Genomic DNA, 14,219 nt, shown 5'->3' on the forward strand with positions numbered 1-14,219 from the left:
TCAGCCGAGAGGAGGCTAAACCTCGGCGGGCTCTTCGTAACGCGGGAAGACCGGTATCGGTGCCGGCAGTTCCGTGCCGGCGACGATCGGCGTGGCGATGGCGGCGAATTGCCGCGGCTCACCTTCCGGTTGGCCGAGGACCTCCAAGAGCTTCGCGGACGACGACGGCATGACCGGCTGCGCGAGGATCGCCACGATCCGGACAACCTCCAAAGTGACGTACAGAACCGTGTTCATGCGTTCAACGTCGGTCTTCCGGAGTACCCATGGCGCCTGCTCGGCGAAGTAGGCGTTGGTGTCCCCCAGCACCGTCCAGATGGCTTCAAGTGCCCGGCTGAATTCCTGCTTGTCGAAGGCGGAGCGTGCCGTTTCCAGCAGCGCACCGGCCTGGGCCAAGAGTGCCTCGTCCTCCACGGTGAACACCCCGGGCGTAGGGACCTTGCCCTCACAGTTCTTGGCGACCATGGACAGTGAACGCTGGGCCAGGTTTCCGAAGTTATTGGCCAGGTCCGAGTTCATCCGGCCCACGATGGCCTCGTGGTTGTAGTTGCCGTCCGCGCCGAAAGGAACTTCCCGGAGGAAGAAGTACCGGCACTGGTCCAGCCCGTACTGCGCCACGAAGTCCTGGGGAGCTACCACGTTGCCCAGGGACTTGGACATCTTGATCCCGTTGTTGGTGAGGAAGCCGTGGATCATCACGCGCTGCGGCAGTTCAAGTCCGGCGCTCATCAGGAAAGCAGGCCAGTAAATAGCGTGGAAGCGCGAGATGTCCTTACCGATGACATGAACGTCAGCCGGCCAGAACTTCTTGAATGCTTCCGACTCAACGTCCGGGTAACCGACACCTGTCAGGTAGTTGGTCAAGGCGTCGACCCAGACATACATCACATGCTTCTCGTCGCCCGGAACCGGGACACCCCAGTCGAACGTGGTACGGCTGATGGAAAGGTCCTCCAGGCCGCGCTTGACGAAGCTGATGACTTCATTGAAGCGGGACTGGGGCGCACCGAATTCGGGCTGCGCCTCGTAGAGGGCCAGGAGCTTGTCCTGGTAATTGGAGAGCCGGAAGAAGTAGCTCTCCTCCGCCGTCCAGGTAACGAGGGTGTCCGTTTCCTTGGAGTACCGCGCGCCGTCGTCCTTGACCACGGTGTCATCCTCGACGTAATACGCTTCGTCGCGGACCGAGTACCAACCCTCGTACTTGGAGAGGTAGATGTCCCCGTTAGCTTCCATCTTCTTCCAGAGGGCTTGAGAGGCAGTGTAGTGGTCCTGGTCCGTGGTCCGGATGAAGCGATCGTGGGAGATGCCCAGGTCCAGGCTCATCTGCTTGAACGCAGCGGAGTTCCGATCAGCGAGCTGCTTGGCAGTAATGCCCTCCTTCTCGGCAGACTGCTGCATTTTGAGTCCGTGCTCGTCCGTTCCGGTCATGAAGAAAACTTCGTGGCCATCCAGACGCTTGAAACGCGCCATGGCATCGGTCGCAATGACCTCGTAGGCGTGGCCGATGTGCGGCACGCCGTTGGGGTAGCTGATTGCGGTGGTGATGTAGAACGGGGATTTCTCTGCAGACGTCACTCTAAAAAGTTACCTTTTTTTCGGATGAAATAGCTTAGTTAAGTTCGGTCAGCGTATCGCTGAGCCGGACCAGCTCGTGGTCGTGGGAAGCGACCAGGACAGCAATGCCATCGCTGGTGGTGTCCTTGAGGATCCCGATAATGCGGTTGGCGGCCGCGCGGTCGAGGCTGGCCGTCGGCTCGTCAACCACAAGAACCCGCGTCCCAAGGATCAAGGCGCGCGCGATAGCTACCCGTTGACGCTCACCGCCGGAGAGCTGGGCCGGCCGGTGGCGCATGCGGCGCCCCAGGCCCACCAGGTCCAAAAGGTCCTTGGCCATCTCGGTGCGCTGCTCCACCTCGCCGTCCGGCACGGCCGGAAGCAAAACGTTCTCCAAAGCGCTCATGCCGTCGATCAAGGCGCCGCCTTGGTCCACATAGCCGATCAGTGCACGCCGGCGATCGGCGATCTCGTCCTCGCCCATGGAGTCCAGCGGCTGGCCCTCCCACAGCACCGTGCCCGACGTCGGCAGCGTCAGTCCTGCGCTCACCGTGAGGATGCTGGTCTTGCCCGAACCGCTTCGGCCGGCAACGCAGTGCATCTCACCGGCGTGGAGGGTGAGATTGAAATCGTCGACGACGTCGACTTCCTCGGCTCCGCCTTTGTCGCCACCATAATGGATGGTGACCCGGCTCAGTTCCAAGGGGGTGGCGTGGTCTGTCGCCCTGACGATCGTGTTGGCGCGTGTCTGCAACGACTCTTCCGTGGATTCCGGAGTGGGCGTCAGCTCAGGGTTGGGAGTGTCAGTCATTTGACTACTTTCGTTGCAATCGGAATCCAGCAAATTACGGCCAGCAGGCCGGCTAATCCGGCCCACAGAGTCGCGTAGGGGGCCAAGAGCAGGCCTAGTCCAAGGGCGCCGAGGACACCCAGGGGAAGGGCGACGGTGCCGACCAGCGCGTTCTCAAAGAACCGCACCTGCCCCAACATGTCAGGGTTCCACCCCATGGCACGGAGGGTTCCGAGGTACTCACGCTTGGCATGGAGTTCGAACCGGCCCGTCACGAGTGTCAGCAGCAGGCCCACTATCACGCCGAAGATCGCGAGGATCAGGCTTGGCAGCGAGATCGTAGCAGCGGCGAGCCCGCTGAGCGCACTGGCACCGGCCGTCCGTGGAATGTCGATGAGCAAGGCAATCAATGCTCCCACTGCTGCCCCGAACACGCCCACAGCCACAGCCAAGGAGATCGAGTTGAATCGGTTGGTGGTGAGCTGCCGGTTGGCAAACGTCAGCGGGGAGTCCACCAGTACCAGGCGTTCATCGTGCTGCGGCTCTTGGTCCACCACCACGCGATGACGCAGCTGCTGGGCCGCCAAGAGGGCTGCGCCAACGTAAATGACCAACATGGTCGCGGACACGATCACCGTGGCCAGGTTCCAACTCAGCAAGCTAAGCACCAGCCCGGCAACAGCCAAAGCGGCGGCACCCACGGCGAACTCTTCAAGAACCCAGGACCGGATACGTTTCTGGGTCCAGCCCATGGCCCGCAGGATACCGGCTTCACTCCGTCTCTGACGGATGTAACTGACCGTCGAAGCACCCGTGAGCAGGGTTGCGCCCAAAAGCGTCAGGAACAAAAGCGTGACGTTGGTTCCCGTCAGGGAACCGGAAACAGCATCCGCGGCGTTCTGCCGGACCCAGGACTGCTGGACCGTGCCCAGCGGAGATTCCTTGCCGGCGTCGTCCTTGCCGTAACCGGGCACGAAAATATTGGCGTCCTCGCGTGCGGAGCCGGCAACAACCGTAGCTTCCAGGCCGAGTGCACGGATTTGCGTCGCGAGGTTTTCAACATCCGGCTGCGCCGTTTTCCAGTTACCGGCGGCTTTGGCTCGAACGCGGACGGCATCGATGACGTTGGCGTTCTTGTCGTATCCACGGGCCGCGGCCAGTCCGTAGTAGTCGGTGATCGCACCCGCGGACTGGCTCACCAGTCCGGTAGCGCTGAGGGATGGCTTCAGCTGCGCGTTACCGGCAGCGTTCCCGGCTGCGTCCTTGCTCAGCGTCATGGGCGTGGGATCGTAGCCGCCGAGGGGCAGCTTGTTGATGTCGCCCGCAGCCGCCTGGACAGCTTTTGGATCGAAGGTGCCGTAAACCATCGGAAGTGGAGTAGCGGGCTTCTTGCCAGTGGCGAGGTTCTGGCGGTAGGAACGTTCGTCCACGGGTTTGCGTTGCGTTTGGTCCACAGGCGTACCCAGTGCCGACTTCTCAGGCAAGCGGTTCACTGTTACCCAGTCCCCCGGCGTCGCGCTCTTGTCGGTGGCGCCGTTGGCCTCGGTGTTACCGTCCTTGTACTGTGGCGCAGCCGCGAAAGCCGTGCTCCAGGTAGCGGGATCGTAGAGCCCTTGCCCAAACGACGCCGTATTGCCCAGCAGCGAGCTGTGGTCGGTTGACCCAGGCCAGTTCAGGGCGAACGGTGCCTTGGATACGAAGGGCAGGTAGTCCTTATCCAGGGAGCGGGTCACCGTACCAACGTCCTTGGTCACCTTGCCGCTGGCATCGATTTCCTCGATTTTCACCGAGTACTGCAGGTCCAACGACGTACCAGTCCGAACGATCAGGGGGATGGCTTGGGAGTCAGCCGTCAGCAGCCCGTCACGCTTTGCTTGCTGGTACTGCGTCATCAGGGGTGCCCAATATTTAAGCTTGACCCCCAGGAAATCGGGGCCCTGGTTGAGCTGGTCCATGGTGAGGCCTGTGGTGAAAAGGTTCTCGAAGCTCCGTCCAATGGCTCCGGCATTCCGGGCATCGGCAGGCGGGGCCTTCTCAAGGGGGGCGAGGAAATCACCGGCAGAGCCAAGAAGGGCCCGTTCCGAGGCGGGGTCAACCGCGACGACGGACTCGGTCACCTCTGGTGCCATGGGAAGGGCCACCGAAAGGTTGAAGAGGTTGTGTTCGGACCCCAGGGCAGGATCCGGAAACTTGATGCCCGTTTCGCCGTTAGGGCCAGCGATCCGCACGCTTGTGCCACCGGGAGTCTTCTCCTGCACCAGCTTGCCCTTGCCGAGGGTCCCCTCCGCACTGGTCGTAAAGAGCGTCTGCGTGTTTACCCCGTCCGAACTGGTGGCTGAGGCCGTGAGCCGATACTTTTTCGGAGTGTCGGACAACACCGATTCAGCGGCCGGCCACTTGCTGGCGTCCAAAGCTGAAGGGTCCCCCGCTGTTGCCGTTCCGGCAAGGCCTGCGTTGTACCCGAGGTAATCCATGGCGTTGAGCTTGGGCGCTTCCAGGTTTTGTGTCACGCGGGACACCATGCTGATGGGAGCTGCGACCGCCGTCTGTCCCATCCCACGAATCTTGTCCAGCTGGTCAAAGCTGATTCCACCCTGGCCGTTGGCGATATCCGGCTGGATCAGCGCACCGCCGTCGCCGCCCTGCGACTGGCCGCCGTTCGCTTGGGCTGCCTGCGGCTTCGCTTGGACGAGGATGTCGTAGAGTCCACGGGAGTTCTGATCGACTGTCCTGTTCAGGGCAGCCTGCGACTGGCTCTGAACCAGCACGGACAGGCACATTGCGACGATCAAAATGGCCGCGGTCAGCAGCAGCACACGGCTTCTGATGAACCTTTGGACGGCGTTCATTGGGCTCCCTGAGACCTTGATTGCGGGCACGCACACATGGTCCGCGATTTCCCGTCAAAGATCGTGGGAATCGTGGGCCTCATGTGCGAAAAAAGTTTTGGCCGGCCTGCTGCCGGGTCCGAATCACGGACCCAGCCATTGTACGCAGACCGGCCACTCCTATGTGCCTATGGGTGTGTCGCAGGCACGCGATCCGGACTGGTGGGGATCAGCCCTAGTCCTCCAGGTCCACTTCCCGAACCATATCGGCGCCGATGCCTGCCTTGATCGCTTCCAAAACCTGCTGCGGGACGGAACTGTCGATGGTCAGGAGCGCGAGGACCTGGCCGCCCTCAGTCTGGCGCGCCACCTGCATCCCGCCGATGTTGATGTTGTTCATGCCCAGGATGTGGCCGATGGTGCCGATCACGCCGGGGCGGTCCGCGTATGCCACGACCACAAGGTGTTCGCTGATGGGGATCTCGACGTCGTAGCCGTTGACGCCCACGAGCTTCTCTACCTGCTTGGGCCCGGTCAGGGTGCCGGCAACGGAAATCTGCGACCCGTCGCTCAAGGCCCCGCGGATGGTCAGCACGTTGCGGTAGTCTTCGGCATCCGGTGTGGTGATCAAGCGGGTGTTGATGCCCCGCTGTTCGGCGATGACCGGGGCGTTGACGTAGGAAACCTGCTCGGTGACGACGTCGGCGAAGACGCCCTTCAGGGCCGCCAACTCGAGCACTTTGACGTCAAGGGCAGCGATTTCACCAGCGACTTCGACGTCGATCTGGGTCAGGGAAGCGTGGGTCAGCGCCGTGAAGATACGGCCCAGCTTTTCAATCAAAGGAATGCCGGGGCGGACGTCGGAAGCAATGACTCCCCCGGCGACGTTCACAGCGTCAGGGACGAGCTCACCGGCGAGGGCGAGTCGAACCGACTTAGCCACGGATACGCCTGCCTTTTCCTGGGCTTCATCGGTGGAAGCACCCAGGTGGGGGGTCACCACAACGTTGTCGAGCTCGAAGAACGGCAGGTCAGTGCTCGGCTCCTTGACGAAGACGTCAACGCCGGCGCCGGCGATCTGCCCCTCTTTCAGGGCAACGTAGAGCGCTTCTTCGTCAACGAGTCCACCGCGGGCTACGTTGACGACGTAGGCGGTCTCCTTCATTTTCCGGAACGCGTCCGCGCCCAGCATGCCTACGGTCTCCGGTGTCTTCGGCATGTGAATGGTGACAAAGTCGGAGTTCTCCAACAATTCATCCAAAGTTACGAGCTTCACGCCCAGCTGGGCAGCGCGGGCGGAAGTGATGTAGGGGTCGTACGCCAGGATCTCAGTGTCGAAACCCTGTAGCCTGGCCGCGACCAAGGCTCCGATGCGACCCAAGCCAATGATGCCGATCTTCTTCTCAAAGAGTTCGATGCCCGTGTACTTGGAGCGCTTCCATTCGCCGTTCTTCAGCGCGGAGCTTGCCTGCGGGATGTGGCGGGCGAGGCTCAGGATGTGGCCAACGGTCAGCTCGGCAGCAGAGACAATGTTCGACGTCGGCGCGTTGACCACCATGATGCCTGCCTGGGTGGCGGCCTTGATGTCCACGTTGTCCAGCCCGACTCCGGCGCGGGCGATCACCTTGAGGTTCTTCGCCGCGGCTATGGCCTCTGCATCCACTTGGGTGGCCGAGCGTACCAGGATGGCATCAGCGTCGCCGATGGCGGACAGCAACTTGGAGCGGTCCGCCCCGTCGGTCTGCCGGATCTCGAAATCCGGGCCCAATGCCTCCACGGTTGCTGGCGAAAGTTCCTCGGCGAGGAGGACGACGGGTTTTGTTGCTGACACGGGGTGGCACCTTACTTTGGACAACGGAAACGGAACTGGACAAGGAGCGGATGCGCGGCCCGGGCACAGCACCGGGACCAGCCCAGAATATCGAACCCGGGCTGCGATTCAGGTGCCCGGTCGGGATGTTACGTCGCCGTCCGGGCGGTTGTGAACAACTTCACAGACCGCGGTCGGCGCGGAAAATGGCAAAGCCCGCCCGGCGTGGTGGCCGGGCGGGCGTGTGGTTAGTGCCTGTGTTGAACGGAATCAGCGTGCAGCTGAACCTTCGACGTAGTCGGCGTCCTGCTGCTGCCAGGAGAACAAGGAGCGCAGTTCGCGGCCGACCTCTTCGATCGGGTGCTGCTCAGCTTTGGCACGGAGTTCCTTGAACTCCACGCCGCCCTTGTCCTGGTCGTCGATGAAGCGCTTGGCGAAAGCGCCGCTCTGGATGTCCGCGAGGACAGCCTTCATGTTGTCCTTCACCTCAGGGGTGATAACACGGGGGCCCGAAACGTAGTCGCCGTACTCGGCGGTGTCGGAAACGCTCCAGCGCTGCTTGGCGATGCCACCTTCCCACATCAGGTCAACGATGAGCTTGAGCTCGTGGAGTACCTCGAAGTAGGCGATCTGCGGCTGGTAGCCGGCTTCGGTCAGGGTTTCAAAGCCGTACTGGACGAGCTGGGAAACACCGCCGCAGAGTACGGACTGCTCGCCGAAGAGGTCGGTCTCGGTCTCTTCGGTAAACGTGGTCTTGATGACACCGGCGCGGGTGCCGCCGATTGCCTTGGCGTAGGACTTCGCAAGGTCCCAGGCGGAGCCGGACGCGTCCTGCTCAACGGCAATGATGTCCGGGATACCGCGGCCGGCTTCGAATTCGCGGCGCACGGTGTGGCCCGGGGCCTTCGGTGCGATCAGGATGACGTCGACGCCGGCAGGAGCTTCGATGTAGCCAAAGCGGATGTTGAAGCCGTGCGCGAAGGCAAGGGCCTTGCCCTCGGTCAGCTTGTCCTTGATGGAGTCGTTGTAAATGGCGCGCTGGTGCTGGTCCGGAGCCAGGATCATGATGACGTCTGCCCATTCGGCGGCGTCTGCAACGTTCTTGACCGTGAAGCCTGCGTCCTGGGCCTTGGCGGTGGACTTGGAACCGTCCTTGAGCGCAATGACCACCTCGACGCCGGAATCGCGCAGGTTGAGCGCGTGGGCGTGGCCCTGGGAACCGTAGCCGACGATGGCTACCTTGCGACCCTGGATGATCGACAGGTCTGCGTCGTCGTCGTAGAACATTTCAGTCACTTGCGTAACTCCTCTTGAGTGGATTTCTTAGTTATTGATTGGTGCTGCGGTACTGGACGCAACGCTCGGCTCACTGAGCCACCGAACGGCGGCTGCGCTTGCCTCATTCACGCGGAGCGTAGCGCCCTGTCACTCATGGAGCGGGATCCCCGCCCAACGGCCAGGGTGCCGGACTGCACGATTTCACGGATGCCGAATGGCTCAAGCACTGACAGCAGCGCGGCAAGCTTTTCGGGGGTACCGGTTGCCTCCAGCACCAACGAGTCTGTAGACACGTCGACGACGGCGGCACGGAACAGGTCTGCAGCTTGGGTAACCTGCAGGCGTGTTGCGGCATCCGCACGTACCTTGACCAGGATGTGGTCGCGTTGTACGGAAAATTCGGAAGTCAGCTCCACAATCTTGATCACGTTGACCAGTTTGTTGAGCTGCTTGGTAACTTGCTCGATGAGGTCGCCATCGGCGTCGACGACGACGGTCATGCGGGACATGCCCGGGATCTCGGTGGGACCCACCGCGAGCGAGTTGATGTTGAAGGCCCGCCGCGCGAAGAGGCTCGCCACGCGGGTCAGCACACCGGGCTTGTCTTCTACCAGGACGGAAAGTGTGTGACGGGTCATGATTAGTCCTCTTCTTCCCAGACGGGCGTCATGTTGCGTGCAACCTGGATCTGGTCATTACTGACCCCCGACGGCACCATAGGCCACACCATCGAGTTCGGGCTGACGACAAAGTCGATCACCACGGGACGGTCATTGATCTCGAGTGCCTTCTGGATGGTTGCGTCGATGTCCTCGTCCCGCTCACACCGTAGCGCGGCGCAGCCGTAGGCGTCCGCCAGTTTGACGAAATCCGGAATCCGGACTGTGTCGTGGCCGGTGTTCAGGTCCGTGTTGGAGTAGCGGCCTTCATAGAAGAGGGTCTGCCATTGGCGGACCATCCCCAGCGAGGAGTTGTTGATGATGGCAACCTTGATAGGGATGTTGTTGATGGCGCAGGTGGCCAACTCCTGGTTGGTCATCTGGAAACAACCGTCGCCATCGATCGCCCACACCACGCGGTCCGGAGCACCGACTTTGGCGCCCATTGCTGCCGGGACCGCATACCCCATGGTGCCTGCACCACCGGAGTTCAGCCAGGCGTGGGGACGTTCGTACTTGACGAACTGGGCAGCCCACATCTGGTGCTGGCCCACCCCTGCCACGTAGATACCTTCAGGTCCGGTCAGCTCACCGATCCGGCTGATCACGCGCTGCGGAGCCGTAAGCCCGTCCTCGGGCTCGGTCCACCCCAGCGGGTAGGTATCGCGCAGGTTTCCCAAGAACGCCCACCAGGATCCGAGGTCCGGGGTGCCGCTCTGTTCGAACTGCGTCTTCACGGCCTCGGTGAGTTCAGGAATGATCTCCTTGACCGAGCCCACGATCGGAACGTCCGCGGTTCGGTTCTTGGAGATTTCCGCAGGGTCGATGTCCGCGTGGATGACCTTGGCGTACGGAGCAAAGGTCTTCAGCACACCTGTCACGCGGTCATCAAACCGGGCGCCCAAGGTAATGAGCAGATCGGCCTGCTGAAGGGCCGTGACGGCAGAAACCGAGCCATGCATACCGGGCATGCCAACATGCTGGGGGTGTGAATCCGGGAAAGCACCGCGTGCCATCAGCGTAGTGACCACTGGCGCGCCCGTTGCCAAAGCAAGCTCCATCAGCTCGGCCGAGGCGTGGGCCTTGACGACGCCGCCGCCCACGTAAAGAACCGGCTTGCGGGAGGCTGCAATCAATTTCGCGGCTTCGCGCACCTGCTTGTTGTGGCCCCGCACCACAGGACGGTACCCGGGAAGGTCTATCTTGGGAGGCCAGGAGAAGGTCATCTGGCCAACTTGGGCGTCCTTGGCAATGTCCACGAGGACAGGGCCCGGACGGCCAGTTGAAGCCAGGTGGAAGGCCTCCGCCATGACATGCGGAATGTCGTTGGGGTCAGTGACCAGGAACGAATGCTTGGTGATGGGCATCGTGATACCCACGATGTCCGCCTCTTGGAAAGCATCGGTACCGATGACGCCGCTGGCGACCTGGCCGGTGATGGCCACCATCGGCACGGAGTCCATGTGGGCGTCCATGATGCTGGTAACGAGGTTGGTGGCTCCGGGGCCCGAGGTGGCGATGCAAACGCCAACCCGTCCGGTAACCATGGCGTAGCCTTGCGCGGCGTGGCCGGCTCCCTGTTCGTGACGGACCAGGATGTGATTCATGCTGGAGGCCATCAAGGGGTCGTAGGTGGGCAGGATCGCGCCACCGGGCAAACCGAAAATATCGTCCACGCCGAGTTCTTCGAGCGAACGGACAATTGCTTGCGAGCCGGTCATCACCGTTGGGGGTACAACGTTGTTCGGCCCAAGGACAGGAGAGAGAGGTGCAGCAGCAGCGTCGACAGCGACGGACTCAGCCGTACGGTCGACCTTTTCCGGAGCTTTCTGGGCTCCAGCGGACTTTGCAGCCATCAGCGAGGGGCTGATCGGCGATCCTTTGCTCATCGGACTCTTCCTTAGTGGATCTTCAGTGGAACTTCGTGTGGTGGTGCAAGGAAAATAAAAAAACCCCTCAGCCTTCCGGCTCTTCGAGGGGTTTGCGCGTGACGGTTCGTTACCAGTCGGGCTAAGCCACGCGCTTGGTAAGGACGACGACGCCGACGGTAACGAATGTGATCATGCGTTCAGTGTTCCCTCAAAGTGAGATAGGTGTCAATTGAGCACCCGCGTATCTCACTATTTGGACAGCAGTGTCCGCCCACCGGACTCCGCCGTCTCACGAAGGCGAAGTCCGGCGTGGGAACTAGCCGCAATAGGCGCCGGTGGAGGCGCTGTGGACGAGCTTGGCGTACTTGGCAAGGACGCCCTTGGTGAACTTGGCCGGCAACGGCTCCCAGCCCTGCTTGCGTGCTTCGAGCTCAGCCTCGTCCACGAGAAGGTCGAAGGAGCGCGCTGCGATGTCAACACGAATGCGGTCACCGTTCCTCACAAAGGCGATGGGGCCGCCGTCGACCGCTTCCGGCGCCACGTGCCCGATGCACAATCCGGTGGTACCACCGGAGAAGCGGCCGTCCGTGAGCAGCAAGACATCCTTGCCCAAGCCGGCGCCCTTGATGGCTCCGGTAATGGCGAGCATTTCACGCATGCCCGGACCGCCCTTGGGACCTTCATACCTGATGACCACCACGTCGCCTTTATGGATCTCGCCCTTGTCCAGCGCATCCAGGGCACCCTGCTCCCGCTCGAAGACTCGTGCCGTGCCCTCGAACACATCAGCATCGAAGCCTGCGCTCTTGACCACGGCCCCTTCGGGGGCCATCGATCCATGAAGGATGGTGATGCCGCCGGTCTTATGGATGGGGTTGTCCAGCGCCCGGAGGATCTTGCCGTCAAGGTCCGGCGGGTTGATTGCGGAAAGGTTCTCGGCAAGGGTCTTGCCGGTGACGGTGAGGCAATCGCCATGCAGCAGCCCGGCGTCGAGCAATGCCTTCATGATGACCGGCACACCGCCGATCTTGTCCACGTCCGTCATGACATAGCGCCCAAAAGGTTTGAGGTCGCCCAGGTGCGGGATCTTATCGCCGATGCGGTTGAAGTCATCGAGCGTCAATTCGACTTCGGCCTCGCGCGCTATGGCCAGCAGATGCAGGACTGCGTTCGTGGATCCTCCGAAAGCCATGGTCACGGCGATCGCATTCTCAAATGCCTTCTTGGTCATGATGTCGCGGGCAGTAATGCCCAAGCGCAGCAAGTTGACCACTGCCTCGCCGGACTTCCGGGCAAAGTCATCACGACGACGGTCGGCCGACGGCGGCGCTGCCGAACCGGGGAGGGACATGCCGAGGGCCTCGCCGATGCAAGCCATGGTGTTTGCCGTGTACATGCCGCCACACGCGCCCTCGCCGGGACAAATGGCCTTTTCGATCCGGGTGAGGTCTTCCATGCTCATCTTGCCGGCCGCACAGGCACCTACGGCCTCGAAGGCGTCGATGAGGGTAACTTCCTTCTCGGAGCCGTCTTCAAGCTTGACCCAGCCCGGCATGATGGAGCCGGCATAAAGGAACACGGATGCCAGGTCCAGGCGGGCAGCGGCCATCAGCATGCCCGGGAGTGACTTGTCGCAACCGGCCAGCAATACCGAGCCATCGATCCGTTCCGCCTGCATCACCGTCTCAACAGAGTCGGCGATGACTTCACGGGAGACAAGGGAGAAGTGCATGCCCTCATGGCCCATGGAGATACCGTCGGAGACGGAAATAGTGCCGAACTGCATCGGGAAGCCACCGCCCGCATGAACGCCTTCCTTGGCCCCTTGGGCCAGGCGGTTCAGCGAAAGGTTGCAGGGCGTGATCTCGTTCCAGGAACTTGCGACGCCAATTTGCGGTTTCGCGAAGTCATCATCTCCCATGCCGACGGCGCGGAACATGCCGCGCGCAGGGGCCGCATGAATACCGTCCGTTACCACCCGGCTGCGTGGTTTGATGTCCGGCGTGTTCTCAGTGTTAATTCGGGTCGCCTCACTCATGACCAAAGTCTATGTGCACCACAAGCCCGCAGACCCTTTTCACCATGTATTACTAAGCAGGCTGAATAAGTTACTAAGGACACTGAAGAATTAGCCGCGCCTTGCAGCAAAATCGCTAGACAGTCTTTGAGCAGGCACGTAACGTCTGAAACACCACAAACTGCACTCCAGTGAGCAGAAGGGCATCTCCATGGACTGGCTAATTTGGGTCATTGTCATCGTGTTGATCGTTGCGGTTATCTGGTGGTTTACCACGCGGAACAAGGGGCAGGTTTCTCCAGGATCAGCAGCCCGCGATTCGGGTCCCGGGACAATGTCGGGTCGCGCCACCGGAACCCCTCCCGGGGCAACCCAACCCAGCAATGCGGGCTCGATGCCCGATACCGGCGCAGCCGCCATGGGTGTTGCGGGGCTGGCTGGCGTGGACAACCATGGCGAGCCGGGCCGCGAAGACAGCGCACCGGAAACCAGCGAGCCCACGGCAGGTAACAGGGAGCCCACAGCAGGCAGCACGGAGCCCGGGGATGGCGTGACAGCCGACGACGTTACCCGTCCGGACGAATCAGCCGACAAGGCAGAGTGGGAATCGTCATGGACCAGCGGCAGCGGAGAGCCCATCGAACGGACCCATCCGGCACATGCGGCCACCCCTGTCCATCACTCGGAGTACACCAGCACCCACTCCCCCACGCTACCCGGAGCTGAGACCGCTGCAGCAGAGGATTCCGGCGGTTCGGGCCACCTGGCGGCGGCCCATCCCTATGGCGGTGGCTCCTCCAGCACCGAGGATCCCGGGTATCCCGTGAAAGCCAACGCAACCACCATGACCTACCACGACGACGACGCTCCGGATTACCCGGACGTTGCCGCCGACGTCTGGTTCGAGTCGGCCGCACACGCCGAAGCAGCGGGTTTCCGGCCGCCTCGGCGGACCAAGCGCTAGCGCTGACGAAGCAGCCAAAGAACAGCGTCATCTCTCGATTTCACAGTTCGCTGGAACTCGTGTAGAGTTACTTGTCGTTGCGGAGATCGCCGGAGAAATAACAGCCCCGGAATGATTGCAAACAACAGCTGCACCTCTAGCTCAACTGGCAGAGCAATTGACTCTTAATCAATGGGTTCCGGGTTCGAGTCCCGGGGGGTGCACCAAAAAAGGCCGTGAAGCGTAATTCGCTTCACGGCCTTTTCTTTTGGCTGCTTTTTCCCTAAAGGTGCTTCTCGAATTTCTCACCCGCCCCGCTGGAGCGTGGTCTGGAGTTCCCGCGATGTGGTGTAGAGTTATTTGTCGTTGCGAGGGACAATAAAGAATGTTGATTCTTTGAATTCCCCAGCAATTGCTGCACCTCTAGCTCAACTGGCAGAGCAATTGACTCTTAATCAATGGGTTCCGG

Annotated in this window: 9 protein-coding genes and 1 tRNA gene; 2 read left to right on the forward strand and 8 right to left on the reverse strand. The window is 61.7% G+C overall.

Going from position 1 to position 14,219, the window contains the following annotated elements:
• Window positions 1-15: 15 nt before the first annotated feature.
• The 8 genes from metG to ilvD form a co-directional block, all read right to left on the reverse strand.
• Entirely contained in the window at window positions 16-1,575 is a 1,560-nt protein-coding gene (gene metG, locus QRN42_RS05525; RefSeq protein WP_284978291.1) for a methionine--tRNA ligase, read from the reverse strand.
• 34 nt (window positions 1,576-1,609) lie between these two features.
• Window positions 1,610-2,365 (reverse strand): ABC transporter ATP-binding protein, encoded by a 756-nt coding sequence (locus tag QRN42_RS05530; RefSeq protein WP_284978292.1) that lies wholly within the window; start codon window positions 2,363-2,365, stop codon window positions 1,610-1,612.
• Window positions 2,362-5,193: an ABC transporter permease gene (locus tag QRN42_RS05535; RefSeq protein WP_284978293.1), complete on the reverse strand. Its 2,832-nt coding sequence runs from the start codon at window positions 5,191-5,193 to the stop codon at window positions 2,362-2,364. Before QRN42_RS05535 ends, QRN42_RS05530 begins: the two co-directional genes overlap by 4 nt.
• Before the next feature lie 214 nt (window positions 5,194-5,407).
• Complete coding sequence (serA, locus tag QRN42_RS05540; RefSeq protein WP_284978294.1) at window positions 5,408-7,003, reverse strand: phosphoglycerate dehydrogenase; 1,596 nt, start codon at window positions 7,001-7,003, stop codon at window positions 5,408-5,410.
• A gap of 249 nt (window positions 7,004-7,252) precedes the next feature.
• Entirely contained in the window at window positions 7,253-8,278 is a 1,026-nt protein-coding gene (gene ilvC, locus QRN42_RS05545; protein ID WP_284975199.1) for a ketol-acid reductoisomerase, read from the reverse strand.
• A 107-nt stretch (window positions 8,279-8,385) separates the two neighbouring features.
• Window positions 8,386-8,898 carry an acetolactate synthase small subunit gene (gene ilvN, locus QRN42_RS05550; protein ID WP_284978295.1) on the reverse strand — a complete coding sequence of 171 codons (513 nt, stop codon included), beginning with the start codon at window positions 8,896-8,898 and terminating at the stop codon, window positions 8,386-8,388.
• A 2-nt stretch (window positions 8,899-8,900) separates the two neighbouring features.
• Window positions 8,901-10,808 carry an acetolactate synthase large subunit gene (locus QRN42_RS05555; RefSeq protein ID WP_284978296.1) on the reverse strand — a complete coding sequence of 636 codons (1,908 nt, stop codon included), beginning with the start codon at window positions 10,806-10,808 and terminating at the stop codon, window positions 8,901-8,903.
• Window positions 10,809-11,106: 298 nt separating this feature from the next.
• Entirely contained in the window at window positions 11,107-12,828 is a 1,722-nt protein-coding gene (gene ilvD, locus QRN42_RS05560; RefSeq protein WP_284978297.1) for a dihydroxy-acid dehydratase, read from the reverse strand.
• 190 nt (window positions 12,829-13,018) lie between these two features.
• On the opposite strand from ilvD, the gene QRN42_RS05565 reads away from it, so the two are divergent.
• Both QRN42_RS05565 and QRN42_RS05570 read left to right on the forward strand, forming a co-directional pair.
• Entirely contained in the window at window positions 13,019-13,771 is a 753-nt protein-coding gene (locus tag QRN42_RS05565) for a sunset domain-containing protein (protein WP_284978298.1), read from the forward strand.
• Between the two features lie 130 nt (window positions 13,772-13,901).
• Window positions 13,902-13,977, forward strand: a tRNA-Lys gene (locus QRN42_RS05570).
• The last annotated feature ends 242 nt before the right edge of the window (window positions 13,978-14,219 follow it).

Source organism: Arthrobacter sp. fls2-241-R2A-200, assembly GCF_030209745.1.
Taxonomy (GTDB): domain Bacteria; phylum Actinomycetota; class Actinomycetes; order Actinomycetales; family Micrococcaceae; genus Arthrobacter.

Bases quoted from the DNA above. Each gene is read 5' to 3' on its own strand.
- QRN42_RS05565 (WP_284978298.1), top strand. From the start codon at position 13,019: ATGGACTGGCTAATTTGGGTCATTGTCATCGTGTTGATCGTTGCGGTT.
- ilvD (WP_284978297.1), bottom strand. From the start codon at position 12,828: ATGAGTGAGGCGACCCGAATTAACACTGAGAACACGCCGGACATCAAA.
- ilvN (WP_284978295.1), bottom strand. From the start codon at position 8,898: ATGACCCGTCACACACTTTCCGTCCTGGTAGAAGACAAGCCCGGTGTG.
- QRN42_RS05530 (WP_284978292.1), bottom strand. From the start codon at position 2,365: ATGACTGACACTCCCAACCCTGAGCTGACGCCCACTCCGGAATCCACG.
- QRN42_RS05555 (WP_284978296.1), bottom strand. From the start codon at position 10,808: ATGAGCAAAGGATCGCCGATCAGCCCCTCGCTGATGGCTGCAAAGTCC.
- QRN42_RS05535 (WP_284978293.1), bottom strand. From the start codon at position 5,193: ATGAACGCCGTCCAAAGGTTCATCAGAAGCCGTGTGCTGCTGCTGACC.